Consider the following 26,116-nt stretch of genomic DNA (forward strand, 5'->3'; position numbering starts at 1 on the left):
ATGCTTTGGTCTAGTCTCTACACCAAAGCTATTTATTGAATAAACGAATGATATTGGTGATAATCCGGGTTTCGCTCAAGCGCTTCTTGACAATCTTCACATATCGTCTTCACGTGTAAATCCCCATTATCCATATAAGAAATCATATCGTTTCTTTCATCGTTTGTTAAGTGGTTAAAGCCTAACTGTTCACTGTTTACATAAGAATGATCAAGACTTCCGACTTTAATGCCGCAATGCCGGCAATAATAATGTAAAGCCATAATGGAACCTCCATACCGAGTCTTTTTAAAACTAGTATGTTCCGTTCCCTTCTGCCTTATACCTTGGCATTAAATTCATTCATGACTTCTAAAAAAGGTTTTTCCAGAGAAGCTTCACAGGCCTTGGCCGATTGTCTGACGGCCTCTTGTATCGCCGGCTCTTCTTCATCTGTAAAAGCGCCAAGGACATAATCGACGATTTTCATGCCGTTGACCGGACGGCCGATTCCGATTCTGATCCGGTTAAACTCAGTTGTTCCCAGATGCTGAATCATCGATTTGATGCCGTTATGGCCTCCTGCGCTTCCTTTCGTCCTCAGACGGATTCTTCCGGTCGGAAGATCCAAGTCATCGTAAATCACTTTCAAATTGTCAACAGGGATCTCATAATAGTCCAAAAGCGGCCTCAAACATTCTCCCGATAAATTCATATATGTAAGCGGCTTAACAAGTAGAACCTTTTTGCCGGAAACAAATCCGATTCCGTATTGACCGTTGAACTTTGTTTTATCAAGCGGAATGTTCCACTCTTTTGAAAGCTCGTCGATCGTCATAAATCCTACATTATGTCTCGTATTTTCATATGTTTTACCCGGATTGCCCAATCCTGCAAACACAAGCATTATTCTATATCCTCCCTTAAGCAAAACCCTGCCTCAGCATACTGAGGGGGAGCATCCTAATTTCCCCTCATTCTAGCACAAAAGACGTAACCGCGGGAGGATTACGTCTTACGTACTTATTCTTCTTTTTCCTCTTCAGTGCCTTTTTCTGGTTCCTCAACGTCTTGAGCGGCTGATTCGGCTTCCGTTTCTTCCTGCTTTTGAGGAGGAAGAATGGATGCAACAACTTCATCAGGCTCATGGTTGTATGAATAATCGCCTTTAGACGGAATATCGCCGACGGTTAGAACATCGTTGACTTCGAGACTGGAAATATCGACCTCGATCGTTTGCGGAATGTTCTTCGGCTTCGCTGTGACAGACAGCTCGTAAAGCGGCTGCTGAAGAACACCGCCCTGTTTAATCCCCTCTGCTTCACCCGTAAGGTTTACAGGAACCGTCGCCTCCATTTCCGCTTCCATATCAACCACTTTAAAATCGGCATGTACAATTGAATCTTTTAATGGATCCGTCTGCAGCTCAGTCACCATAACAGAGTGCTGGTCTCCGTTTATATCCAAGTTGATAATCGTATTTTTGCCCTCAGCTCGCAAAATTTTTAAAAGCTCAATACTGTCTAACGCAACGGATTTGTTTTCCAGGTTTCTTCCGTAAATGACACCCGGCACATACCCGGATTGCCGGATCTTTCTTAAAGAAGACCGTCTGGAATCCGTTCTTTCTTCCGCTTTTAAAATTGCCATGTTCAGCACCATCCTATCGTTAGATTGGTCTTTCTAAAACCATACCCATAACGACAAAACTTTAAACCAGAATCAGCAAATTAATCGAACAGGAAGCTGACAGATTGTTTTTCATGCACACGAATAATCGCTTCTGCCAGAAGCGGTGCAACAGAAAGCTGCTTGAACTTCGCGATTTTCTTTTCTTCAGGAAGCTCAATGCTGTTGGTCACAACAAGCTCTTTAATTTTCGAATTGTCGATTCTTTCGATCGCCGGACCGGAAAGAACCGGATGTGTACAGCATGCATACACTTCCTCTGCGCCGCTTTCGACGAGCGCATTAGCCGCAAGCGTAATCGTTCCTGCCGTATCAATAATATCATCAATTAAAATGGCTGTTTTCCCTTCAATATGTCCGATGATATTCATAACCTCGGCTACATTCGGCTTAGGTCGGCGTTTATCGATAATCGCAATCGGCGCTTTCAAGCGGTCCGCCAATTTGCGGGCACGCGTCACACCGCCGTGGTCAGGGGACACGATCACGACATCCTTGAAATTTTTCTCTTCAAAATAATTACCTAAAATCGGAACACCCATTAAATGATCGATCGGTATATCAAAGAAACCTTGGATTTGCGGCGCGTGAAGATCAAGTGCAATCACACGGGTAGCTCCGGCGGTTTCCAGCAGGTTTGCCACCAGTTTGGCTGTGATCGGCTCACGGGAACGGGCTTTACGGTCCTGACGGGCATAGCCGTAGTAAGGCATCACGATATTAATCGTTTTCGCCGATGCGCGTTTCAGCGCATCTACCATAATCAAAAGCTCCATAATATGCTCGTTCACCGGTGCGCTTGTCGATTGGATGACATAGCAGTCGCAGCCGCGGATGCTTTCTTCAATATTAATTTGAACCTCACCGTCGCTAAAGCGTTTAACAGAACTCTTCCCCAGCTCAACTCCGACGATATCTGCGATTTCCTTCGCAAGACCCGGATTTGAGTTTAAAGAAAAAATCTTCAAATTGTCGTCTTCATATTTAGACATGGTAAACCTCCGATTTAGGATTATTTTTTGTGTATGTTCTCAGCGTAGTCTTCTTTGTTGACTTGTCTTGCTCTGGCAATAGACAAAGCCCTGCCTGGTACATCGTCGGTAATCGTTGAACCCGCAGCTACGTATGCGCCTTCGCCGATTGTCACCGGAGCGACCAAATTGGAGTTACAGCCGATAAATGCCCCATTTTCAATCTTCGTTTTGAACTTATGTTTCCCATCATAATTTACGGTAATCGACCCGCAGCCGAGATTGACATCCGTTCCGATTTCCGCGTCCCCTATGTAGCTTAAATGAGATGCTTTGCTGCGATCACCAAATTCCGATTTTTTCACTTCGACGAAATTCCCGATCCTTACCTCATTGCCGATCTTTGAATCGGGTCTGATATGAGCAAACGGTCCAATTGTAACATCGTCACCGACTTCACTGTTCACGACAACGGACTGCTTAATAACCGTTCTGCTGCCGATCGTACTGTTTTCGAGTTCGCTGTTCTGTCCGATGACCGCGTCCTCACCGATGACAACCCGCCCTTTAATAACGGTGCCGGGATAAATCACGGTATCTCTGCCGATGACGGCTTCCGGTGAAATATATGTGTTGTCGGGGTCGATTAAGCTTACGCCGTTTCGCATGTGGCGTTTATTGATCCGCTGCTTCATATAAATTTCCGCTTGTGAAAGGGCGACTCTGTCATTGACTCCGAGCGTTTCCTGGAAGTTGCCAGTCTGATAAGCGGCTACAGTTTCACCTTGATTTTTCAAGATCTCAATGACATCCGGAAGATAATATTCCCCTTGTACGTTGTCATTGGAAACCTGCTCGATCGTTTGAAAAAGAGCTTCGTTGTCAAAACAATAAGTTCCTGTGTTAATTTCTTTGACAAGTCTTTCCTCGTCTGTTGCATCTTTATGTTCGACAATTTTTGCAACATCGCCGTTTTCATTGCGAATAATGCGTCCGTAGCCTGTCGGATCCTCCGCTACAGCGGTTAAAATCGTCACTTTTGCTGCTTTTTTCTGGTGCTCATTGAGCATGGCTTCCATCGTTTCGGCAGTTAAAAGCGGTGTATCTCCGCAAATGACGATAGTCGTTCCTTTTTCGCTTCCAAGAATCGACTTGGCCTGCTTAACGGCATGGGCTGTTCCGAGCTGTTCAGCCTGCAGGGCATATTCGCTTTTTTCCCCGAGCTGTTTTTTGACATCTTCGGCTCCATGTCCAACTATTGTGACAAGTTTTTCTAATGATAGCTTGCGAGCTTCGTCGACAACATGCTCGACCATAGGTTTTCCGCAAACCGGATGAAGAACTTTATAAAGCTTTGATTTCATTCTTGTTCCTTGACCAGCTGCTAACACAACTGCAAACCGCTTATCCATGTATTGGCCTCCATTATCCCTATTATCCATAGAAAAATATATCCTAAATATGAGTTGATTTCAAGCAAGCCAAAATGAGAAATCAGAAAATCAAGACAGCATATTTTGGATATTCAGAGTATATTTAGGATTCACTGATCAGGGAGACAAATTGATTCCTTCGGGATGGGATTCTCAAACCGCCATATGTTTTACCTCCTGTTTCTGTTATACGCAATCACAAACCATATATTGTCATTTTATTATGATAAGATTATTTTTTTTCAAAACAAAAAGGGCTTATCCATAAGCCCTTCTTTTTTTAAGAAGCTCCAGCTTCTTCATATTCTATTTCCTCAACGTCACCCAAACGATGATATTCATTTAACACCGCGTCCTGAATTTTTCCGCGGGTGCTTGAGTTGATTGGATGAGCGATATCACGAAATTCTCCATCAGGTGTACGCTTACTTGGCATCGCAACGAAAAGACCATTGTTTCCATCAATTACACGAATATCATGCACTACAAATTCGTGATCCAGCGTGATGGATGCAATCGCTCTCATGCGACCATCGGTATTCACGCGGCGTAATCTTACGTCGGTAACTTCCACAGTAGTTCACCACCTTTTCCCAATATAAAAACATTAGTGTAACTATTCAACGGTTTTTTTTGTTTTCCTGCATAATTAAAAATATTTTTGTAATATTGGGATAAAAAAACACTGAATTGACAAATTTTCCAAACAAAAAAGATGATTTTGGAGACCAAAACCATCTTTTCGGAGTTTTTTCTATTTTACTAATGCGACGACTTCTATTTCAACGAGCGCGTCTTTCGGCAGCCTTGCCACCTCAACACATGATCTCGCCGGTTTGTGGGTATCGAAGTACTGTCCGTAAACTTCATTCACCTCTGCGAACTGATTCATATCCGCCAAAAACACAGTTGCTTTGACGACAGTCTCCAGAGAGGCGTTCGCTTCTTTCAGCACGGCTTTTAAATTGCGGAAAACTTGATGCGTCTGTTCTGTGATGTCTCCAGTCACCATTTCACCCGACGGGGTCAGTGGAATTTGCCCTGAACTGTAAAACATATTATTGACAACAATTCCTTGTGAATACGGTCCGATCGCCGCCGGTGCTTCTTTTGTCTGAACAACCTTTGTCATCTCAAACTCCCCATTTCCTATTCATTGTCTGCAAAAAAACGCTGAAAGTTTCCGTTTTGGATTTCCACCTTTTTTTCCTTCATATCAATTTCAGAAAGAGTCAAAAGGGACATGTACTCATCGACCAGCCGCTCCTTGACTCCCTGAGCCTCCACAAGAACACCGATGCCTGCTACATGGGCATTGAATTCCTCGAGAAGATTGATCATACCGTTGATCGTTCCTCCCGCTTTCATAAAGTCGTCTATAATCAAAACGCGCGAGCCCGTCTGCAAGTTGCGTTTTGCAAGAGACATCGTCTGAATGCGGTTGGAAGATCCAGACACATAGTTAATGCTGACCGTTGAACCTTCAGTTACCTTATTGTCTTTTCTGACGACCACTGTCGGCACATCAAGGTAGCTGGCTACCGCATATGCCAGAGGAATTCCTTTTGTCGCCACCGTCATCACGACATCGATCTCCCTGTCTGAAAAAGCTGAAGCAAAAATCTTGCCGGCCTTCGTTAATACAGAGGGCTTGCCAAGGATATCGGTTAAATACAAATATCCGCCGGGCAATATCCGTTCCGAATCGATCAATGACTCACCGAGCGACTTTACAAATTCCTCCGCTTCATCGCGTTTTACCTTTGGAATGTATTTAACGCCGCCTGCTGCTCCCGGCACGGTCTGAAGCGTCCCGATCCCCTGCTGCTCGAAGGTCTGCTTAATAATGGTTAAATCTTCACTAATGGATGATTTAGCAGATTGATACCGTTCTGAAAAGAAGGTTAATGGCACTAAGACATGCGGATGGGTCAACAAATAATTTGTCAGATCCACCAATCTGCCGCTTCGACGAAACTTCATGCACTTACCTCCAAAATCCGAATATTTTTAAAAATAATATAACTTAACATACGGATTTAATCAAGTTCATTTTGTTCTCCGATCATCCGCACCGCATAAACCTGATCGCAAAACCCTCTTAATCCGTTATAGATTCTTTGTACTTTTGATTCGTATTGAACCAATCCGAACACAGTGGGGCCGCTCCCGCTCATCAGCACAGCATCGGCGCCAAACCGCTTCATTTGATTTTTGATCATCGCGACTTCGGGATGCATATTCAATGTAACAGATTCGAGAACATTGCCGAGTTTGTCGCACATTTTTTGAAAATTCTTCTCTTCGATCGCAGAAATCATACCTTGAACATCCGGATGTTCAATCTCATCGACTTTCAGCTGCTTGTACACTTCTGCAGTTGATACGCCGATCGTCGGCTTTGCCAGCACAACCCAGCAGTGCGGCGGAGTCTCGATATGACGGATTTTCTCTCCTCTTCCCGTTGCAAGAGCCGTTCCTCCATGTACGCAAAAGGAGACATCAGATCCGATCTCAGCGCCAAGCTCAGCCAGTTCATTCATCGAAAGCTTCAAATCCCACAGCCGGTTCAGCCCTCTGAAGACGGCAGCCGCATCGCTGCTTCCTCCCGCAAGCCCCGCAGCAACGGGAATCACTTTCGTAATAAATATAGAAACACCTTTTTTAATGCCGTATCGTTCTTTCATGAGCATTGCAGCCTGATAAGCAAGGTTTCGCTGATCGTCGGGAACAAAGCGGTTATGCGAGGAAACCGTTACTTTATCTTCTGCCAGCTCGGTTAATTCAATCCGATCCGCCAAATCAATTGTCGTCATGACCATCTCTACTTCATGATACCCATCTGGACGTTTGCGGCGAACGTCGAGCGACAAATTAATTTTAGCCGGCGCCTTCTCTAAAATACGCAATCCATTCACCTACTTCTCCATCTAAACATAAGTATCCACATTGTAACATATTTTGAAGTACAGGACGTACAAATGCATGCGCCCGCGCAGGACGCCGCGCTCTTAGCATGCGGTCATTCCCGCAGATCGCGATTGCCCCCTTCAGCGAATCCTCAAGGCGTTTGCAGCACCTGATCGGCTGAATGCAGATCAATGAAAAAAACGGAGGACAGAAGCGCCCTCCGTATGTCACTGTTTTAATGATTTTGCTGGTTTTGAGCCATATGCTGTTCGGCTAATTCAATGGCCCTCTTCACCATGTTACCGGCGTCTCTGGCCCGAATTCCGCCCCAGCCCTCGGTTTTTACCGTGTCGTAAAATCCAAGATCCTTAGCCAATTCATTTTTGAATTCCTCTGACATGATGCTTCGACGTCTGCCCATGCGAAACAGCCCCTTTCAAGTATCATACCATCCGTCTGACTCATCATAAAACAAGTGACATGTATTAGCTTTGCTCGATTTGTGCAGAACTTCCCCGAAAAATTCTGGATAAAAAAAGGCAAAACAAAAAGCAGCAAACATAAAGTCCGCTGCTTATTAAAGGGCTACTGAGCTGGTTTTATCATCAGAAAATCTCAATTCAACCGTCTCAGTAAGAATATCCGCATAACTGTATGAAACTCTTTCAAACGAATTCTCGTCTTGGTCTAGTTGTATCACAAAAACAGAAGGGTACGTCTCAGCTAAAATGCCCGAACGCTCAATCGTTTTTCGGCGGCCACCGTTTGCTTTTAACGTCAGCCTTTTTCCCAAATGTCCATCAAGCGATCTTTTAATATCGGACAACGTTTTCGCCATTGCATCCACCTCACTATATTCAGTATACACCAGAAGCCCATTTTTGTCAAATAAAATTTAAATTATATCAACGTTCATAAGCCTCTGTCAATAAAATATTTGTGACAAATTATACGCCGACTTTCCCTTATTTTCCTCATTTTTCGTTTCATTATGTATGTTTTTTAAAAAAAAGGTAAAAACATTCGGCTGTATGGCAAAAACCCGCCATCCGGCGGGCTCGTTTAATCGTTTTCTTTTGTTTTATATGGCATTCCGATTCGCAATACGCCTCGCGTCTCAATGCCTCCGAGTCCCTTTTCCCTCGTCAGGGTGTTTCTGAGCACTTCCCAGACGTTAATGCGGTCCATAAACGGTGTGAAGCTGATTTTTGCGACTATATAGACCGGATCAAGCGCATGGATGTTGACTCTTGACGGAGAGCTTGCAAAATTTGCACCGGCTCTGATCAGTGATTCAAAATGGGACTGGCATGCGCCTGCAAAAATGACAAGCTGATCAAGATGGGGAATTTTTTTTCTCGCTTTTTGAACGGTTTCGATAAAATCTTTTGAATGCCTGTAGGCATCCAGATTGTTAATATCACCCTTCTGCTTAGAATAGGCATCGTGTCCGGTGATGACGAGAAGATCCGGGCGGTACTCATCGATCAGTTCCTCGATGACCGATGACATTTTCTTTTCATAACAATGAATGCCGTATACAGGAACCCCGATCTTTTCATAGAGCGCCAGACATTTTTTTAAATAAGCCGAATCCCCGTCTAAATGAAGGACTCTTCCAGGCATATGAAAGTACTGCTGTTGATTGTTATATTGGTTTGTGGCGCGGTACTCATGTTTATTGTGAAGGAGTTTGTAATCCTGGCGGAGAAGATCGAGGGATTCCTTCATTCTCGATTCTTCTTCCCGCTTTCTCATCTGCCGCTCAGCCTCGCGGACCATCTCCAAGTCCGTTAAATATGCGTCAGCGATTAATCTGACCTCATCTCCGTGCAAAACGGCCACAGGTTCTCCATTTGCCGATTGATCAATTCGTATAATTCGAAATAAGATATCTCTTCGATAAGATTTTCTGACGACCATATCGCCTATTTTAAATTGCATGCTTTTCACTCCACACATAGACTAAGCCCCATCCTGATGAATATAAAGCAATGAAAAGTAAAGGTGCTTCTTTAGCCTATGTGCCCGCCCTTCAAGTGGTGAACGGATGACAAGCCTGATCAGGCTTAAAGCCCGGCTTCAAATAAAAAAAGCCCTCCATTAAAGAAGGACTGCTCTCAAGCGGTCAGATAAGACGGCGAACTCTTCAATGCTCAGCGATTCTCCGCGTCGTTTTCCGTCGATTTGTGAATCCTGAAGCGCTCTTTCAATTTTTGATTTATTCTCTTTGCCATTCGGCAGGTTGTTAACGAGGTTGTTGAAAAGCGTTTTTCGGCGCTGTGCAAAGCTGGATTTTACGACTTGAAAGAAAAAGGCTTCATCTTGAACCGCGACAGCCGGTTCTCCCCTCAGCGTCAGCCTGATGACCGCGGAATCCACGTTAGGCTGAGGGACAAATACAGTCTTTGGCACATTCATGACCGTTTTGGCTTCGGTATAAAACTGAACCGCGATGGAAAGGGACCCGTATTCCTTTGTAGAAGGTTTCGCAGCCATTCGGTCCGCCACCTCTTTTTGAAGCATGACGACGATCCCTTTCAGCGGCAGATTTTCTTCTAAAAGCTTCATGATGATCGGAGTCGTGACGTAATACGGGAGGTTGGCGACAACCATCACCTCATCGCAGTCTTGAAACTGCTCGTCCATTACCGCCCGGACATCGGCTTTCAGGACATCCTGGTGAATGACAGTCACATTATCATACGGAGAAAGCGTATCTTTTAAAATCGGCAGGAGCCTTTGGTCGATTTCGAAGGCCGTCACTTTCTTCGCACGCTTTGCCAGCTGCTCGGTCAATGCCCCGATCCCCGGACCGATTTCAATCACGCCGGTACGCTCCGTCACCCCCGCATGGTCGACAATTCTGTCCAATATGTTCGTATCAATCAAGAAGTTCTGCCCCAGGCTTTTTTTGAATGAAAATCCGTATTTATTGAGAATTTCCTTAGTTCTAATTGGGGTGGCGATATCTTTATTCATGCTCTTCCTCCCGCAGCACAACATCCAGTGCGCTTAAATAATCACTCTTTTTGATCTGAAACATTTGCAGCCGCTTTTGAAGCTGTTTCCCATTTGTATAGCCGATATTCAATATCTCGCCGAGCCGCTCCCGCCTTTGTTTTGCCAGAGGGCCCCCGATCAGGCCGGCTTCGATTAAATCCCGAGCCTCAATCTCAGGTTCCGTCGCCTCCATTTCCTCCTGAACGGTTTTTAAGCATTCGCGGATTGCCTCAAGCGAAGCATGTTCAACACCGATTCCGCGCTTATTTTTAGGCTTTGCCAAATGCTTGGGTAAAAATGCATGCTTGCAGCCGGGGACTTTTTCTGCAATCGTTTTTCTGATTTTTTCCCCCGGGAAATCAGGATCGGTTAAAATAATGACCCCGCGCGTTTCCTGGGCAAGCCGAATCCGTTTGATGACGTCTTCCCCTATGGCAGATCCGTTCGTTTCAATCGTATCAGCATCAACAGCCGATTTGATTTTTGCTGTGTCATCACGGCCTTCGACAACAATGATTTCTTTAATCTTCATTTCTTCCTCCGTATAGTGAAAAACCTTTTATTACATTTTTAAAATCATTGAAACCTTTTTGTAATAAAACCGTCTAATTAATTAGAAAACAAGATGGATCTATTATAACCAAAAAAACAGAGGGCGCAAAATCCCTCTGCTTATATAAGAAGCGTAATAAATGATATTTAGTTCAACACCTTGATTTTAACTCTTTTGTTACCCCAGCGGTAAGCTGTAGACTTACTCGGAAAGAATACATCGATTTTACGGCCTTTGATGGCTGAGCCTGTATCGGCTGCAACCGCGTAGCCATATCCTTCTACATGTACTTTAGAACCCAGCGGAATGACGCTCGGATCGACAGCGATCACTTTAGCACCCGGATTATTTTTCAAGTTAACGCCGGTCGCAGTGTGGCCAGAGCATCCGTTGCAGCTTGCCGTATAAGCTGTAGAGGATACATAAAATTCTTTTCCTGAGGATTGATTTCCGCGCGATACATTCGCGCTGACTGTAGCCACTGCGGCTTGCTTTGTACCGACAGCAATGATTTTGGCTTTGCTTTCAGCGGCTGTTTCCTCTTTAACCAGTTCTCTGGAAACTTCCTTGCCGTTTTTCATAACAACGGCATAGTGCTTTTTAAGCTTGCCATGTTTACCGTCCCGTACAACTTTTTCTTTCCCTTTTTCAAGTGAATCGTCCTCTTTTTTGCGGACTTCAAAAGGGATGTTCTCTTCCACTACATCGGTGACTTTTTTGATACGAGTAATGTGAATCGCCTGATCTTTTGTCAGCTTTTTATCAAGCGCAGGCTTAACTTCATCATCGCCTTTTATGCTGATCTTATGATGTTTTAAAAAGTCAGCGACCGTAGTCGAAGTCGTCCATATATCTTTATCTTTACCGGCATCCTTTACGGTTACTTTAAAAGCCCTTTGCAAAGTCAGCTTCATGTCTTTCGTTATTTCTTTATCAACTGAGGGTTCAATTTGATCGTGTTCCGCCAACTCTAGATTTAAATCTTTCAGCAGTTTGCCGACAGTACCCGCTGTTGTCCAGATTTCTTTTTCCTGTCCGTCGACCGCGAAATGAACAGGTTTTGCGGCAACATACTCAACATTCGTGTTCGCCGTTAATTTTGTATCTTCAGCGGGAGAGATGTGATCTTCTTTCCTCGTCTCGATGTCTAAGCTTTTCAGCAGTTCACCTACGGTTTCCGCATTCGTGCGAACATCCTGCTTTTTCCCGTTTATCGAAATGGTGACTTGCTGTTTAGCGAGCTCATGTGCTCCGTAAGCAGTTCCGCTTCCTGCGACAAGCAGTCCAGCAGCAATCAGTATCCATCTGCTTTTGCTAAGCTTTACGGAAAACAGCTTTTTCATTTTTTGTATGATGAAAAACGCCTCCTTCTCCTCGGGGAGATTATATAGAGTATCTACAAGCCTGTCAACCCTCCTCTCTATTTCTCCGCAAGCCCGCCATCTCTTTTATTATGGGAAAACCACCTCATAAAAGAAAGAAAGACTTGTCGACAAAGATATCCTATGAGTGCAAACAGACATGTAGAACTTTTTAGAACCGTCCCCCGAAGAGACAAGCTTGAACAAGGCTCGATATCAAATCGTGTCAGCTGATGCCGAAAAGTTTTTTTGCATTTTCTGTGGTGATGGCCGCTATTTCTTCATAAGTCATCCCTTTCAATTCAGCAATTTGTTCGGCGACAAGCTTCACATAGCTTGGTTCATTCCGCTTTCCTCTGTATGGATGCGGCGTTAAATACGGGCAGTCCGTCTCAATTAAAAGTCGGTCATTTGGTATTTGTTTGACCACTTCCTTCGGCTTTTTGGCATTTTTAAATGTGACGGGACCGCCGAAAGATAGGTAGAAATTCATATTTATGCACTCTTGTGCAATTTCGGCGCTTCCGGTATAACAGTGCATGATCCCGCCGACTTCCTCGGCCCCTTCTTCCCGCAAAATAGAAACGACATCCTCTGTTGCATCACGGTTGTGAATCACGATTGGCAAGCCGACTTCTTTTGCCAAAGCAATCTGTTTTCTGAACACCTCTTTTTGAACGTCCTTCGGCGACTTATCCCAATGATAATCAAGTCCCATTTCACCGATCGCCACAACTTTTTCATGGGCAGAGAGGTCTTTGATCCAAGCCAAATCTTCATCGGTCATATCAATTGCATCAACCGGATGCCACCCGATGGCAGCATAAATAAAATCGTATGCTTCAATCAATTCCATTGCGCGCTTAATCGTCGGACGATCGAATCCCACAACAACAATGTGCTCCACTTTTTCTTCCTTTGCCCGAGCAATGACTTCTTCCAAATCCTCATTAAATTGCTCGGCATTTAAATGTGCATGTGTATCAAATAACATCAAAATGCCACCTTTTTTAGATATTGTCGAAAAACAAAAGGTGTTCGACGAAATGTTACACGTGGAACACCCTTTGCCAACATTTATTTGATTCGCGTTCCGTTTGATAATGAACTGTCTACCGCTGCAAGCGACAGAACGCCGTTGTCTTCTCCAGCCAATATCATGCCTTGAGAAAGTTCTCCTCTTAGTTTGACCGGTTTTAAGTTTGTTACACAAATGACTTTCCGGCCGACAAGCTCTTCAGGTTTGTAGTGCTTGGCAATTCCTGAAACGACCTGGCGTTTTTCAAAGCCCAAATCAAGCTGAAGCTTTAACAGACGGTCCGCTTTTTTGACGGGTTCGGCATGGATGACTTCAGCCACTCTCAGCTCCGTGCTCATAAAATCGTCTATCGTGATTTCCGGAAGCCTTTCAATTGCTTTTTCCTCTTGTTTCGGTTCTTCTTTTGGAGCCGTTCCCTGCATTTTTGATTTGATATAAGCGACTTCGTCTTCCGCTTCAAGACGCGGGAACAACGGTTCTCCTTTTTGAACTTTGACCGATTTCAGCTGGCCGAAGCTTTTAATGCTGTCCCAGTTTTTCAATGACGCATCCGTAACACCGAGCTGTGCAAAAATCTTTTCAGGCGTCTGCGTTAAGAACGGCTGCAGCAATACAGCAGTGATGCGTAACGACTCTGCCAAATGGTACATGACCGATTGAAGATCTTTTTCTTTGTCCTTATCTTTTGCCAGTACCCATGGGGCTGTCTCGTCAATGTATTTATTCGTTCTGCTGACAAACTGCCACAATGAAGAAAGCGCTACAGAAAACTCCATATTTTCGATCGCCTGTTCGTACGCTTCAATTGTCTTTTGTGAGAATGATGACAACTGTTCGTCAAAAGCGGTAACCGGGCCTTCGTATGACTGAACCCGGCCGTCAAAGTATTTGTTGACCATGGCGACCGTTCTGTTTAACAGGTTGCCTAAATCATTCGCTAAATCATAGTTAATCCGCTCGACAAATCCTTCCGGTGTAAATACGCCGTCAGAACCGAACGGCACTTCGCGAAGAAGATAGTAACGCAATGCATCAAGTCCGTATTTGTCGATTAATGTGACTGGATCGACCACATTTCCTTTTGATTTAGACATTTTTCCGTCCTTCATCAGCAGCCATCCGTGGGCAAAAACTTTTTTCGGCAGCGGAAGGTCCAATGCCATTAGCATAATCGGCCAGTAAATGGTATGGAAACGGACGATCTCTTTACCGACAAGATGAACGTCTGCCGGCCAATATTTTTGATAATTTTCATCGTTTGCCGTATTAAAGCCAAGTGCCGTAATGTAATTAAACAGCGCGTCTATCCAAACATAGATGACATGCTTCGGGTTGCCGGGCACTTTTATTCCCCAGTCGAACGTCGTCCGTGAAACAGCCAAATCCTCAAGACCCGGTTTGATAAAGTTGTTGATCATTTCATTTTTGCGGGATTCAGGCTGAATGAATTCAGGATTTTCTTCATAGAAAGCGAGCAGCCGGTCCGCATATTTTCCCATGCGGAAGAAGTAAGATTCCTCTTTGATTAACTCAACGGGATGGCCGCTGTCAGGACTTTTTCCTCCGATTACCTCGCCTTTTTCGTTTCGCTCAACATCAACGAGCTGGGTTTCGGTGTAAAACGTTTCGTCAGGTATGCTGTACCAGCCTTCATATTCATCAAGATATATATCACCATTGTCAAGCAGCTTCTGAAAAACCTTTTCGATCACGTTTTTATGACGTTCCTCTGTCGTCCGTATGAAATCGTCATTGGATATGTCGAGCTTTTTCCAAAGCTGCTGAATGTCTTCTGCCGCACGATCGACCAATTCCTGCGGAGTAATATTTTCCTTCTCCGCCGTTTGCTGGATTTTTTGTCCGTGCTCATCTGTACCTGTTAAGTACCTGACATCAAAGCCTCTCAGTCTTTTATACCGAGCCATCGCATCACCGGCAACGGTTGTGTAGGCATGTCCAATATGTAGCTTTCCACTTGGGTAATAAATGGGTGTAGTGATGTAAAACGTATTTTTTTCTTGCGGCATGATGGAACCTCCCAATTAAAATGTCAAAAAACTCCCGCCCAAAGGACGAGAGCGGCATGTGTATTCATTCAGTATATACTCAATATATAATCCCTCTTTATATGATACCATCTTAGCCTTCAAGTTCAAGAAAATATACATTGTCGATCCATCATGAATACGGTCGATTACAAATTTTTTAACAGAAAGAAATATTATAATTCGACAAAAAAATGCTTTCATTGTCGAATAATGTCGTATATAATCGATATGAGGAAAAACCTTAGTTCGAAAGTCTTGATTTAAGGGCTTTTTTTTGATTGATCCTACTGTTTTATCATCTTCATTTCCCTTGTTACATCAGTTCTTCCAAGGTCTTTTGACTATATGATCTAATTTTTACAAACAATAGAAAAGAAAATGATTGACGTTTATTGGAAACCTTGTTATGCTAGGACTGTAAGGATTTTGTCGAATAATGACGAAGATAATAAACACCTATAAAAATAACAATCTTTCGGGAGGAGAATGAATATGAAATCTACAGGTATTGTACGTAAAGTTGATGAGCTAGGACGCGTGGTGATTCCGATCGAACTTCGCCGTACGCTTGGAATCGCGGAAAAAGACGCTCTTGAAATCTATGTAGATGACGAAAAAATCATCTTGAAAAAATATAAACCAAACATGACTTGCCAAGTTACAGGTGAAGTTTCTGATGACAACCTTAAACTTGCAGGCGGTAAATTGGTTCTTAGCCCTGAAGGCGCTGAGCAAATCATTAACGAAATTCAAGCACAACTTCAATCTCAAAAATAATTATTTTGATTATACAAAAACCGCTCTTGCCGAAGCAAGGGCGGTTTTTTTAGTTTTGAATATGATAAGCGTCATAAATCTTCCGTTTCGGAACGCCGCGGTCTACCGCGGTTTTTTTAATGGCTTCTTTTGAATGATATCCTTCGCTGATATAATGCTCGACATGTTCTTTTTCTGAAAGGTGCTCCCACCAGAACGATTCTTCGATCGTTTCTTCACGGCTTCCCTCGATCACAAGGCAAAACTCTCCGCGCACCTGTTCCTGTTCAGCCCATTTGAGTGCTTCTTCGATCGAACCTCTGATAAACTCTTCAAATTTTTTCGTGAGTTCCCTTGTCAATGCGATTTGCCGGTTGCCGAATACCTCTCTGATGGCTGACAAGGTTTCTTTCAGCCGATGCGGGGACTCGTAAAAAATCATCGTCTCCTGTCTGTTTTTCAAAGCCTCGAGCTGTTTTTTCCTTTCCCGTTTGTTACGGTCCAAAAAACCGAAAAAGAAAAACGGCTGCGGCGCAATGCCTGAGGCTATCAGTGCGGTCAAAGCGGCATTTGCACCGGGCAAAGGCACGACATAACCGCCCATTTCGATAAAATCGCGGACGATTTCAGCCCCGGGGTCAGATATTGTCGGCATTCCGGCGTCACTGACCAGCGCGACATTTTTACCTTCTTTCAGCCATTCCAAAATTTTGTGTCCGCTGCTTTCTTTATTGTGTTCATGGTAGCTGACAAGCTGTGTCTCGATTTCGTATACATGGCACAATTTCTTCGTCTGCCTCGTATCCTCCGCAGCGATAATGTCCGCCTCTTTCAACACAGAAACCGCTCGAAATGTCATATCCTCCAAATTGCCGATGGGTGTCGGAACGAGATATAACATGCCCATGTCTGATTTTTGGTCAAAGCTCTTTTGCCGGTTGATAATCAACACCCTCCCGTCTTTTTTCTTCTATATAACGTTCTTTGTTCTTTCTCGATAATTTTTTAAAATAGTATTCGGCCTGCATCGCCTCTCGCTTTGTTGAAAAGCACTCTGCATAATGGAGTTTTACCGGCAGCCTTGCCCTCGTATACTTCGCGCCTTTCCCGTCATTATGGGTTTTCAGGCGCTTCTCGATATTGTTTGTATAGCCGGCGTACAAGCTACCGTCCCGGCACGAAAGCACGTAAAAATAATGGCTACTCGTCTCCATATAAAATCTTCCTTATTTCAGGTGTATATTGATCTTGTTCATCATATACGAATAAAGGAGGCAGAATTTTCAGGTCAGGCCGGCCGTCTTTTATTCCTTCCACTAAAATGGTGTTGGCCTCTTTACTTTTTTTCGGGTAAACAAACTGGACGCGCTTCGGCTCGATTTGGAAGGCCTTCATCAATTCAAAGATTTCGAGCAGCCTCCCCGGCCGGTGAACGAGAGCGAGTTTGCCGCCCTGCTTTAACAGCTTGCTGCTGACGCGAACGACGTCTTCAAGCGTGCAGTAAATTTCATGTCTGGCAATGGCCAGATGTTCATTTAAGTTTTGCTCCGTTTTTTGCGGCGTCTTGAAATAAGGAGGATTGCATGTGACGACATCAGCTTTATTATATCCGAGCACCTGCGGCATATTGTTCAAGTCGTCCCTGATGAGATGAATCTGTTTTTGTAGGTTATTGTATTCCACGCTGCGGAGAGCCATGTCATACAGCCTTTCCTGAATTTCCACCCCGGTGATGGCGGCTTTTGTGCGGGTGCTGAGAAGCAGCGGAACAATCCCGTTCCCTGTGCACAGATCAATGATGTTTCCTTTTTGTATCGGAACATATGCAAATTTCGACAGCAGAACGGCGTCTAAGGAAAACGCAAAAACTGTCGGGCTTTGCACGATTTTCATATCTTCTGCAAGTAAATAATCCAGTCGTTCATCGTCTTTTAATTGAATCATGTCTTTTCCCTTTCCTAAACACATTTTACCGTTAAAAAGGCTTCCGTTCCGCCGGAAGCCTTTCTTATTTTTTATTTAAGAACGAGAGGCAGAACAGGCAGTCTCCTTCTTTGCGAACACTTCCGTAATGGATGTTGCAAATATGGAAACCCTCCTGATACAGGCGCGCCAAATTATCATGGCCTTCTCCAATATCAGCATGCCCTGTCTTTTCTGCTTTTATCTCTTTTTCATCGGATTTTGCGTTTTTTAGCCTTTGATCCGTTTCTTCCAGCCTCTTGCGCAAATGCTCGTTTTCAAGCTGTAAATGATTGTTTTCTTCAATCATTTCCCCGATATGCTGCTTGAGATCTCCAAGCTGGCGGTAAAGGGACCCGATTTGTTCTTCTAAACTTATCACTGTATCAAACAATTCTTTTTTATCCAAGGTTTCACACCTCGTTAATCTGTGGTTTGTGCAGATACGACACCTTCTTGCAACAGCTCATCCCACGTATATTCAACGACTTTGTCACAGTCTGTCAGTTCAACTTGGAGAATGCGTTCAAGAATATTCAAGCCGACGACTTTTGCCGGGCCGTTGGACGTGGCGATCACTTCCCCAATATCCGGAAGCTGTTCTTTTGCTGTTTCGTATTCATCGTTTTCATATTTCAGACAGCACATCAGCCGTCCGCATAGTCCGGAAATCTTCGTCGGATTCAGCGACAGATTTTGATCCTTTGCCATTTTAATAGACACGGGCTCAAAATCACCTAAAAATGTGGAACAGCAAAGCATTCTTCCGCACGGTCCGATGCCGCCCAGCATCTTCGCTTCATCCCTGACGCCGATTTGCCTCAGTTCGATTCTCGTTTTAAAGATTGACGCCAAATCTTTGACGAGTTCTCTAAAATCGACTCTTCCGTCAGCCGTAAAATAAAAAATGACTTTGTTGCGGTCAAAAGTGAATTCCACATCGACCAGCTTCATCTCAAGGCCGTGCTCGTTAACCTTTTTCTGGCAGACATCAAAGGCGGACAGCGCAGCTTCTTGATTCTCTTCAACGATCAGGCGGTCGCGCTCATCCGCAACTCTGATCACTTTTCTTAAAGGCAGCACGACATCGTTCTCGTCTACTTTCTTGTTGGCGATGACAACCTGCCCGTATTCAACACCGCGAACCGTTTCGACGATCACACAGCTGTCTTTATCTATCTGAAATCCGTTCGGATCGAAATAATATATTTTGCCCGCTTTTTTAAAACGGACACCAATAACGTTGTACAAGCTTATCCCTCCTGCAGCATTAAAACCAAGTGCTCCATTAATCCTTGAGCATTCACATTGGAATAAAGCCGTTTTTTTGCTTCTAAAACAGCAAGTATCTGGTTTGTCACTCTTTGTTGTGTTGTTTGCAGCGCATGCTGTTTTAATGATTGGAATAAGTCCTGAAATAGTATTTTATCTTCATGTCCCAACTGAATGGACAACACGTCGCGATATATAAATAAAAGCATATCAAGACCCATTTCTTGGTGGTCTTTCTCCTTGAAAAAGGGCATCCACTGATCTTGAATATAGAAAAAAGCATGTCCTTTTCGCTGGTGTAAGACTTCATACAATTTTATCACTTTCGCTCGCGACTCTGCAAATTGATCATTTCGACTCAATTCGAGCGCTTCCGATAAATTGTTTGTCATATTCGACAAAAGGGCAGCAATATTCGGTGAGACCTCTTGTTTGATCAGTTCCTTTTCAATTGATTCGGGCTGCAACGACTGAAAGGATAAAACTTGGCATCTCGATATGATCGTATCGAGCAATTTTTGCGGCTGTTCCGTTAAAAGAACAGCGATTGTATCGCTGCTCGGCTCCTCTAAAAACTTCAGAAGGCTGTTCGCCGCATTGACCGTCATTTGATCGGCATGGGAGATAATGTACAGCTTTTTATGCGATTCCAAACCGGTCTTTGAAAACTCTTCCTGAAGCGCCTGAATTTGTCCCTTTTTAATCGAAAGTCCGTCCGGATGCACGACGTGAACGTCCGGATGGTTTCCTGATTCAATCCGCTGGCAGTTCCGGCACGACTCACATGGCTCCGCTCCGTCTTCAAGGCAAAAAAAGCTTTTTGCCAGAAGGGTTGCCGCGTCTAATTTGCCCGTCCCTTTGCGCCCTTCAAATAAATAGGCATGGGCAAGCCGGTTTCTTTCTATACTATTTTGCAAAAGCTTCATGACCCGTGGCTGAAGCTTCTGCATTTCTGTCCAGGTTGTAGCCATACCATCACTCTCTATGTGTAAAGGTTTATCAGTAAACCCTTGATTTCGCCAATCTGTTCTAAAAGTTCGATAGAAGATTTTTCTTGGTCCATCAGGTCCTCTGTTAATTGCACAAGCTTTTCGTCCAGTTCTTTTACAATGCTCAATGTCCGGCTGTTTCCGTACAGATCGAAGCTTCTTGAATTCTCCACCGTCAGCCCGTTTTCAACGGTCTCTTTTACAAATCGTTTGATCAAGCCTTTGAATCTGGCCAAATCCTTGAAGTTCCTCGACTTTGATAAGCGTTTTCCGAACGCTTCAATATCTGTTAAAAGCATTGTCAGCTGTTCAACTCGTAGCTTGCCGCTTTGTATATTCATCTTCTCTTTAAATGAAGCAGAAACGTTTTCTCCTCTTGCAGGCGGAGTCTGCTGTTTCTCTATCATTGTACGCAGTTCTTGACTTATTTTCATATCCTCAACCCTTAAAATTGATGGAATTGCTCGATCGGCAGTACAAAAACGGTTGCTCCGCCCACTTCAACTTCAACGGGATAAGGAACATATGAATCGGCATTTCCGCCCATTGGAGAAACAGGGGCAATCAGCTGATCGCGCTTGCTTCCGTTTTCTTTTATCAAGCTTAAAGCTTTGTCTACTCGAATATCATCTACACCCAACATGAAGGTTGTGTTTCCCGATTTCAAAAAGCCGCCGGTTGACGCCAGTTTAGTCACGCGAAAATTGTGATCGGTTAAAGCCTTTAAAAGCCTATTGCTGTCTTGGTCTTGAACAACAGCGATAATTAACTTCATATGAAAAGCCCCCTTTTGGATGGAAACACTTAAGGATACTCTTGCTACCATTATAACAATGAATGGTAAACAGGTCACAACTGATTTTCTTTTAATGCTTCCTTAATGATGTTATTTACCCTTTTTAACACATGTTCAACATTCTGACTGGCATCCACGATCCGAAATCGGCCGGGAAACCGGTTCATAACTTCTTTATAGCCTTTTTGAACAAGCTGATGAAAATGGAGTTTTTCCAGATCAAGCCGGTTCTTCTCTCTGGCATGATTTATATTGATCCGCTTCATTCCCTCTTCCGGGTCGATGTCGAAATAAATCGTCATATTAGGCATCATATTGCCGATCGCAAATTGATTAACAGAAAATACTTCATCAATGCCGAGTCCCCTGGCATACCCCTGATAAGCAAGTGAACTGTCGATGAACCGGTCGCATAAGACGATTTTTCCTTCTTCAAGCGCCGGTTTTACTTTTTCGACAAGATGCTGCCTTCTTGCGGCTGCATATAATAAGGCTTCTGTTTTTGGGTCCATAGCCATATGACTTGGATTTAAAATAACCTCGCGAATTCGTTCAGATATTTCAATGCCGCCCGGTTCTCTTGTCGCAAGAACAGAATAGCCGTTTTTCGTCAATTGGTCTGCCGCAGCCTGAAGGATTGTCGTTTTCCCCGCACCTTCAGGCCCTTCAAAAGTAATAAATAATCCGTTCATGATTTCTCCTCTTCTATATATACAGTTAATTGCTTTTGTTTGAGCTGATTGCTGCCCTGAATGTGTACATTCAGGTCGACGAGCCGCGTCAGCCGGCTGATCGTCTCTTTTGTTATTCTCTCACCCGCCATAATCAACGGAATACCCGGAGGGTACGGTATGACCGGTTCCGCGCTTATTCTGCCCGCGGCTTCCGTAAAAGGAACCGATTCTTTTTTGAAGGCTGACAACTTGCTTTTCCGGTAAGGCAAAGCTGTGACTTTTTCAGAAGGGATTCCGATTCCGGCAGGATGATCGTGTTGAACAGCTGTATCTTTGATTTCTTTGCTGATTGTGCTGATCAGTTCCGGCGCAGGCTTGTTTTTTGCTTCAAGCGGCAGGATCAACAGGACTTGCCTTTCATCTGCCAATTCAGGATGGATGCCGTTTGCTTCAAATATGGATTTCAGTTCAAAACCGGAGTGGCCATACGCTGATCTGACAGACAGCTTAAGCGGATCTTGCTGGATACCGGCTTCAGCCGGCTCGACGATCTCGGCTCCGTTTATTTGAGAAAAGGCTTCTCTCATGTTGAGGAGCTCTTTCTCAATATCGGCTGTTCGATTTGTTTTCAAGATATCTTCGGCGTATGCCCTGGCTATATCCAAAGATGCCATGATTGGATAAGAAGGACTGCTGCTTTGAAGTACAGAGAGATAATATGCCAGTCTGTCCCTGTTCATCCTGCGGCTGTTAATATGCAGATAAGATCCCATTGTCATCGCCGGGAGCGTTTTGTGCGCAGACTGAACGACAACATCGGCGCCCGCTTTCAGCGACGACTGGGGAAATGGATGGCCCAGCACAAAATGGGCGCCGTGAGCCTCGTCGACTAGAACGGGAATGTCGTGTTGATGGGCCTCTTCTATGATCGGCTTCAGATCAACAGCATGTCCGTAGTAATTGGGATATGTCAGCACGATTCCTTTAGCGTGCGGATATTGTGAAATTGCATCTTTTGCCGTTTCGTACAGTATATGTGTGGGAACGGCCATCGCCTCATCAATTTCCGGCGTCAAAAAAACCGGATGGGCGCCTGAAAGTTCAATCGCATGAAATACAGACTTATGGCAGTTCCGCTGAACAAGTATCGTGTCACCCGGCTGACAAACAGCCATGATCATCGTCAGATTCCCGACGGTCGAACCATTGACGAGAAAAAAACTTTCTTCCGCGCCATAAAGCCGCGAAACTAAATCCTGCGCTTCTTTGATGACGCCTGATGGCTCATGCAAATCATCCAGACCCGTCAGTTCAGTTAGATCAACTTTGAGAATCGTTTCGAAAAAGGTTTTCGCTTCATCAAAAAAGACATCTCCATTGTGATGTCCCGGAACGTGAAAAGAATAATGATGTCCTTCAGCATGGTTCACCAATGCTGTATATAAAGGTGTCTTCATATAACCGATCCTTTAGTCATCTTCTCTATTTTCTTCGTCACCCTCGTGCTCCCGGGTGACGGTATGACATTCTGCATTTATTATACCCTTCAAGGCGGATTACATAAAGGGCGGACGTTTTGGTAAATGTTTATCTTGCTTATGATAATCGGTTTTGGTTTTCTTTCATGTCCAGCAGCTTAGCCTTGAGATCATCTTCCATTGCCCTTATTTCTTCTTCTGCCTGAAGGCGCTTTGAACGGCCTTCTTCTTGAATTTTAAGCGTCTCCTCAAGCGTTCCGATCAGATTGTCCTGCACTTGTTTCAATGTTTCGATATCGATAAAGCCGCGCTCATTTTCCTTGGCAGTTTCGATCGTGTTGGCCTTCAGCATCTCGGCATTTTTCAAGAGCAGTTCGTTTGTTGTGGCTGACACCTTTTTTTGAGCTTCTACGGCTCGGCGCTGCCTCAACAGAGTAAGTGCAATAGCAACCTGATTTTTCCAAAGAGGAATTGCTGTCATAATCGATGATTGGATCTTTTCCACCAGCACTTGATTTGTGTGTTGGATTAAACGGATTTGCGGGGCGCTCTGCAGTGTAATTTGTCTGCTCAATGTTAAATCATAAACCCGCTTTTCCAGCCGGTCGGCAAACTGAATCATATCATTTACATCCTGAACGGCCATATGATGATGTTCTGTTTTCGATTTCTCTTTTAATTCGGGTATGGTTTGATGTTTTAATTCTTCAAGCTTCAGCTGACCGGCTGCAATATAGACATTCAGCGCTTCATAATATTCTTTATTTTTTTCATACAGCCGTTCGAGCATCTTATTATCATTGATCAGCGCGCTTTTGGAATGCTCAAGTTTTACGCTGATTCTGTCTATTTGGGCGCCGGTTTTTTGATACCTTGATAAGACTTCTTGAACAGAATGGGATACTCTTCCGAAAAAACGGGAAAAAAAGTTCCTTTTTTCAGTTTTCAATTCATCAGGGCTGACCTGTTCAAGCTTTTTCATTAGGTCGCTTAAGACCTGCCCAATTTCACCAATATCTTTTTTTTGGACGTGCTCAAGCATCTCGTGTGAAAAATTCAAGAGTTTGGATTGAGCTTGCGTTCCATACAGAGTCATGCTGTCATGTTGTTTTGGATCGATCTGTTTGGCCAGTTGGAATGCCCGCCGGCGTTTTTCTTCGGATAACGTATCAACCAGATTTACTTGCTGCCCGCGGTGTTCTTCCTCCATGCCGGAAACAGACTTTTCTCCTTGTCCAAAAGGATCGGAAAGCAAATCATCAATTTTAAGCTGTGCGCCAGTTTTGTGTAACGATGGTTTATATTCGCTCATTTTCAGCTTTCCTCCGTCAGCCTTTTTTCATTGAATGCTTTGCGACGTCCAGTTCAAACTCCAAGTGGTCAATGTCTGTTTTCAGCAAGTCATAAAGGTCGTCTTCCAATTGCTTGGCAAGCTTATCGATCATCATGCGTGTTTCGCTTAAAGAAACTTCAAGCTTCGCATTACGTTTTGGCTGTGACGCCAAAAACGCATGCTTTTCCGTCAGTTCAACAATTGAATCAAGGCTTTGATAATAAAAGCGTTCAACCTGGTAAAAACGCTTTGGTTCGTTCTTTGTGATGCTGTAAATTTTTCTGACGATACGGAGAATTTCTATATTTTGTTTAATCGTTTGAATGTTTTTGACTGCGAATAAGGCTTTTCTTAACCGGGCGATTTTCAGCTTAGCTTCCCGCAGATTTTGCTTTATATAGGTATATTCCCGCCGTGTAAGCTGGTTTTCTTTTAAAAACAAATAGGTTCCGTACCATTTCCCGCCAAGATAAACGGCAACCCAGGTTCCGGCTGCATAAGCGGAAGACAGCAGAAACGTCTGGTTAAGCGCGAAGAAGCTGGTGAACCAAAGGAGCACGGACAATGCACTTGCAGCAGTTGCACGAAGCATAAAATGAAGAATCGGTTTCATTACACCACTACTCCTAATATATAAATTTCTTTTTTTATGATAAATCGGTCGTTTCTTTATACTACTTTCTAATACGGATATCGGCTAAACAAAGTTTCAGCTCGAAAATCATGGTGTATAACAAAAAAGACACCTTAACCGTGTCTTCATCACTTTCATTATACCTTTGATCCATACAGACTTAAAGGCTTAAAAAAAAGACCAAAAACGGTCTAAGAATATAATGGCGGTGTCCGGAGACTCTTTAATTTTTTGACATAGTCAGAGTACTCAGGATCTGATGTTGATGTAGATATAATCTTTTTCTCACAATCCGAACATAAAAATTTCGTATAAAGGTGAATGCCTTCGGTTTTATTTTCCTCACAAATGATACACGTTTCCCCATGATTAGACTTACTCATCCATTCCACCTCCATGGGTTTCAGTATGCCCAAAGAACAACATTTGTATACAAAATTAAGAATGTTTTTGAAGGTTAGATTAGTATATGTAGTCAGGAAGGGTTAGGTGTTTGTATCAATGAAAAAGACCAGCTTATATAAGCTGGTCTTTTTAAGTGCTTGGCGGCGTCCTACTCTCACAGGGGGAAGCCCCCAACTACCATCGGCGCTGAAGAGCTTAACTTCCGTGTTCGGCATGGGAACGGGTGTGACCTCTTCGCTATCGCCACCAAACTATTGCCTTCAGGATGAAGGTACTGGGCGTTCCTCACAGGATGTGAGGGCCTTTAGCCGAGTTTCCTTGCCTTTGGCTTTTGAGAGGCATTCTCTCAAAACTAGATAACGGTCAGACGATTCACAAACATTTAGGTTAAGTCCTCGATCGATTAGTATCTGTCAGCTCCATGTGTCGCCACACTTCCACCTCAGACCTATCAACCTGATCATCTTTCAGGGATCTTACTTCCTTGCGGAATGGGAAATCTCATCTTGAGGGGGGCTTCATGCTTAGATGCTTTCAGCACTTATCCCGTCCGCACATAGCTACCCAGCGATGCCCTTGGCAGAACAACTGGTACACCAGCGGTGCGTCCATCCCGGTCCTCTCGTACTAAGGACAGCTCCTCTCAAATTTCCTGCGCCCGCGACGGATAGGGACCGAACTGTCTCACGACGTTCTGAACCCAGCTCGCGTACCGCTTTAATGGGCGAACAGCCCAACCCTTGGGACCGACTACAGCCCCAGGATGCGATGAGCCGACATCGAGGTGCCAAACCTCCCCGTCGATGTGGACTCTTGGGGGAGATAAGCCTG

30 protein-coding genes, 2 rRNA genes and 1 pseudogene (1 of these 33 cut by a window edge) are annotated in these 26,116 nt (G+C 44.0%); 1 reads left to right on the forward strand and 32 read right to left on the reverse strand.

Annotated features, from left to right (window positions below; translation table 11 throughout):
- Nucleotides 1–32: 32 nt before the first annotated feature.
- From M1E06_RS21450 to metG, 17 genes and pseudogenes are all read right to left on the reverse strand, one after another.
- The gene (locus M1E06_RS21450) at nucleotides 33–263 is read right to left on the reverse strand and encodes an anti-sigma-F factor Fin family protein (protein WP_035337504.1); all 231 of its coding nucleotides are present in this window, start codon (nucleotides 261–263) and stop codon (nucleotides 33–35) included.
- A 56-nt stretch (nucleotides 264–319) separates the two neighbouring features.
- Nucleotides 320–886 carry an aminoacyl-tRNA hydrolase gene (gene pth, locus M1E06_RS21455; RefSeq protein WP_025809572.1) on the reverse strand — a complete coding sequence of 189 codons (567 nt, stop codon included), beginning with the start codon at nucleotides 884–886 and terminating at the stop codon, nucleotides 320–322.
- Between the two features lie 116 nt (nucleotides 887–1,002).
- On the reverse strand, nucleotides 1,003–1,629 hold the full coding sequence (locus M1E06_RS21460) for a 50S ribosomal protein L25/general stress protein Ctc (RefSeq protein ID WP_020449810.1): 627 nt from the start codon (nucleotides 1,627–1,629) through the stop codon (nucleotides 1,003–1,005).
- A gap of 80 nt (nucleotides 1,630–1,709) precedes the next feature.
- Nucleotides 1,710–2,660, reverse strand: coding sequence for a ribose-phosphate diphosphokinase (locus M1E06_RS21465; protein ID WP_020449809.1), 951 nt, complete (start codon nucleotides 2,658–2,660; stop codon nucleotides 1,710–1,712).
- A 20-nt stretch (nucleotides 2,661–2,680) separates the two neighbouring features.
- A complete protein-coding gene (gene glmU / locus M1E06_RS21470) occupies nucleotides 2,681–4,051 on the reverse strand; it encodes a bifunctional UDP-N-acetylglucosamine diphosphorylase/glucosamine-1-phosphate N-acetyltransferase GlmU (RefSeq protein WP_035337507.1) in 1,371 nt (456 codons plus the stop codon).
- Nucleotides 4,052–4,352: 301 nt separating this feature from the next.
- Entirely contained in the window at nucleotides 4,353–4,646 is a 294-nt protein-coding gene (gene spoVG, locus M1E06_RS21475) for a septation regulator SpoVG (RefSeq protein WP_003178198.1), read from the reverse strand.
- Between the two features lie 180 nt (nucleotides 4,647–4,826).
- Nucleotides 4,827–5,204, reverse strand: a complete 378-nt coding sequence (gene ridA, locus M1E06_RS21480; RefSeq protein WP_020449807.1) for a 2-iminobutanoate/2-iminopropanoate deaminase — start codon at nucleotides 5,202–5,204, stop codon at nucleotides 4,827–4,829.
- A pseudogene (gene purR, locus M1E06_RS21485) lies at nucleotides 5,202–6,055 on the reverse strand (pur operon repressor); the annotation flags it as partial. The pseudogene purR and the gene ridA, both read right to left, overlap by 3 nt.
- A 56-nt stretch (nucleotides 6,056–6,111) precedes the next feature.
- Entirely contained in the window at nucleotides 6,112–6,981 is an 870-nt protein-coding gene (gene ispE, locus M1E06_RS21490; RefSeq protein WP_025809574.1) for a 4-(cytidine 5'-diphospho)-2-C-methyl-D-erythritol kinase, read from the reverse strand.
- Nucleotides 6,982–7,217: 236 nt separating this feature from the next.
- Nucleotides 7,218–7,403 (reverse strand): small, acid-soluble spore protein, alpha/beta type, encoded by a 186-nt coding sequence (locus M1E06_RS21495; RefSeq protein ID WP_003178189.1) that lies wholly within the window; start codon nucleotides 7,401–7,403, stop codon nucleotides 7,218–7,220.
- A 156-nt stretch (nucleotides 7,404–7,559) separates the two neighbouring features.
- The gene (gene veg, locus M1E06_RS21500) at nucleotides 7,560–7,820 is read right to left on the reverse strand and encodes a biofilm formation stimulator Veg (RefSeq protein WP_003178187.1); all 261 of its coding nucleotides are present in this window, start codon (nucleotides 7,818–7,820) and stop codon (nucleotides 7,560–7,562) included.
- Between the two features lie 224 nt (nucleotides 7,821–8,044).
- The gene (gene yabG / locus M1E06_RS21505) at nucleotides 8,045–8,926 is read right to left on the reverse strand and encodes a sporulation peptidase YabG (RefSeq protein WP_023855980.1); all 882 of its coding nucleotides are present in this window, start codon (nucleotides 8,924–8,926) and stop codon (nucleotides 8,045–8,047) included.
- Between the two features lie 159 nt (nucleotides 8,927–9,085).
- Nucleotides 9,086–9,964, reverse strand: a complete 879-nt coding sequence (gene rsmA, locus M1E06_RS21510) for a 16S rRNA (adenine(1518)-N(6)/adenine(1519)-N(6))-dimethyltransferase RsmA (RefSeq protein ID WP_020449803.1) — start codon at nucleotides 9,962–9,964, stop codon at nucleotides 9,086–9,088.
- A complete protein-coding gene (gene rnmV, locus M1E06_RS21515; protein WP_020449802.1) occupies nucleotides 9,957–10,517 on the reverse strand; it encodes a ribonuclease M5 in 561 nt (186 codons plus the stop codon). Before rnmV ends, rsmA begins: the two co-directional genes overlap by 8 nt.
- 167 nt (nucleotides 10,518–10,684) lie before the next feature.
- Entirely contained in the window at nucleotides 10,685–11,881 is a 1,197-nt protein-coding gene (locus M1E06_RS21520) for a G5 and 3D domain-containing protein (protein WP_020449801.1), read from the reverse strand.
- 244 nt (nucleotides 11,882–12,125) lie between these two features.
- Complete coding sequence (locus tag M1E06_RS21525; RefSeq protein WP_020449800.1) at nucleotides 12,126–12,893, reverse strand: TatD family hydrolase; 768 nt, start codon at nucleotides 12,891–12,893, stop codon at nucleotides 12,126–12,128.
- Nucleotides 12,894–12,976: 83 nt separating this feature from the next.
- Nucleotides 12,977–14,965, reverse strand: coding sequence for a methionine--tRNA ligase (gene metG, locus M1E06_RS21530; protein WP_035337513.1), 1,989 nt, complete (start codon nucleotides 14,963–14,965; stop codon nucleotides 12,977–12,979).
- A 507-nt stretch (nucleotides 14,966–15,472) separates the two neighbouring features.
- On the opposite strand from metG, the gene M1E06_RS21535 reads away from it, so the two are divergent.
- Entirely contained in the window at nucleotides 15,473–15,763 is a 291-nt protein-coding gene (locus M1E06_RS21535) for an AbrB/MazE/SpoVT family DNA-binding domain-containing protein (protein WP_085959887.1), read from the forward strand.
- A 49-nt stretch (nucleotides 15,764–15,812) separates the two neighbouring features.
- On the opposite strand, the gene rsmI is transcribed toward M1E06_RS21535, so the two are convergent.
- The 15 genes from rsmI to M1E06_RS21610 all read right to left on the reverse strand — a co-directional run.
- The gene (gene rsmI / locus M1E06_RS21540; RefSeq protein ID WP_035339267.1) at nucleotides 15,813–16,688 is read right to left on the reverse strand and encodes a 16S rRNA (cytidine(1402)-2'-O)-methyltransferase; all 876 of its coding nucleotides are present in this window, start codon (nucleotides 16,686–16,688) and stop codon (nucleotides 15,813–15,815) included.
- Complete coding sequence (locus M1E06_RS21545; RefSeq protein ID WP_020449797.1) at nucleotides 16,663–16,956, reverse strand: GIY-YIG nuclease family protein; 294 nt, start codon at nucleotides 16,954–16,956, stop codon at nucleotides 16,663–16,665. Before M1E06_RS21545 ends, rsmI begins: the two co-directional genes overlap by 26 nt.
- Nucleotides 16,943–17,686: a tRNA1(Val) (adenine(37)-N6)-methyltransferase gene (locus M1E06_RS21550; RefSeq protein ID WP_020449796.1), complete on the reverse strand. Its 744-nt coding sequence runs from the start codon at nucleotides 17,684–17,686 to the stop codon at nucleotides 16,943–16,945. Before M1E06_RS21550 ends, M1E06_RS21545 begins: the two co-directional genes overlap by 14 nt.
- Before the next feature lie 64 nt (nucleotides 17,687–17,750).
- On the reverse strand, nucleotides 17,751–18,113 hold the full coding sequence (gene yabA, locus M1E06_RS21555) for a DNA replication initiation control protein YabA (RefSeq protein ID WP_020449795.1): 363 nt from the start codon (nucleotides 18,111–18,113) through the stop codon (nucleotides 17,751–17,753).
- Nucleotides 18,114–18,127: 14 nt separating this feature from the next.
- Nucleotides 18,128–18,955 (reverse strand): PSP1 domain-containing protein, encoded by an 828-nt coding sequence (locus M1E06_RS21560; protein ID WP_020449794.1) that lies wholly within the window; start codon nucleotides 18,953–18,955, stop codon nucleotides 18,128–18,130.
- 2 nt (nucleotides 18,956–18,957) lie between these two features.
- Nucleotides 18,958–19,947, reverse strand: a complete 990-nt coding sequence (holB, locus tag M1E06_RS21565) for a DNA polymerase III subunit delta' (RefSeq protein WP_020449793.1) — start codon at nucleotides 19,945–19,947, stop codon at nucleotides 18,958–18,960.
- Nucleotides 19,948–19,958: 11 nt separating this feature from the next.
- A complete protein-coding gene (locus M1E06_RS21570) occupies nucleotides 19,959–20,399 on the reverse strand; it encodes a YaaR family protein (protein ID WP_020449792.1) in 441 nt (146 codons plus the stop codon).
- Between the two features lie 11 nt (nucleotides 20,400–20,410).
- The gene (locus M1E06_RS21575) at nucleotides 20,411–20,740 is read right to left on the reverse strand and encodes a cyclic-di-AMP receptor (protein ID WP_003178156.1); all 330 of its coding nucleotides are present in this window, start codon (nucleotides 20,738–20,740) and stop codon (nucleotides 20,411–20,413) included.
- Nucleotides 20,741–20,814: 74 nt separating this feature from the next.
- Nucleotides 20,815–21,453: a dTMP kinase gene (gene tmk, locus M1E06_RS21580; protein ID WP_023855983.1), complete on the reverse strand. Its 639-nt coding sequence runs from the start codon at nucleotides 21,451–21,453 to the stop codon at nucleotides 20,815–20,817.
- The gene (locus M1E06_RS21585; RefSeq protein WP_023855984.1) at nucleotides 21,450–22,892 is read right to left on the reverse strand and encodes an aminotransferase class I/II-fold pyridoxal phosphate-dependent enzyme; all 1,443 of its coding nucleotides are present in this window, start codon (nucleotides 22,890–22,892) and stop codon (nucleotides 21,450–21,452) included. The genes tmk and M1E06_RS21585 overlap by 4 nt, the downstream gene beginning before the upstream one ends.
- Nucleotides 22,893–23,031: 139 nt before the next feature.
- Nucleotides 23,032–24,225: a toxic anion resistance protein gene (locus M1E06_RS21590; protein WP_035337516.1), complete on the reverse strand. Its 1,194-nt coding sequence runs from the start codon at nucleotides 24,223–24,225 to the stop codon at nucleotides 23,032–23,034.
- Between the two features lie 16 nt (nucleotides 24,226–24,241).
- Entirely contained in the window at nucleotides 24,242–24,859 is a 618-nt protein-coding gene (locus tag M1E06_RS21595) for a 5-bromo-4-chloroindolyl phosphate hydrolysis family protein (RefSeq protein WP_023855986.1), read from the reverse strand.
- A 212-nt stretch (nucleotides 24,860–25,071) separates the two neighbouring features.
- Nucleotides 25,072–25,263: a sigma factor G inhibitor Gin gene (locus M1E06_RS21600; protein ID WP_020449787.1), complete on the reverse strand. Its 192-nt coding sequence runs from the start codon at nucleotides 25,261–25,263 to the stop codon at nucleotides 25,072–25,074.
- A 157-nt stretch (nucleotides 25,264–25,420) separates the two neighbouring features.
- Nucleotides 25,421–25,536: ribosomal RNA gene (gene rrf / locus M1E06_RS21605) — 5S ribosomal RNA — on the reverse strand.
- Nucleotides 25,537–25,668: 132 nt separating this feature from the next.
- Nucleotides 25,669–26,116: ribosomal RNA gene (locus tag M1E06_RS21610) — 23S ribosomal RNA — on the reverse strand (it continues 2,482 nt past the right edge of the window).

It is taken from the genome of Bacillus sp. AK124 (assembly GCF_053903085.1).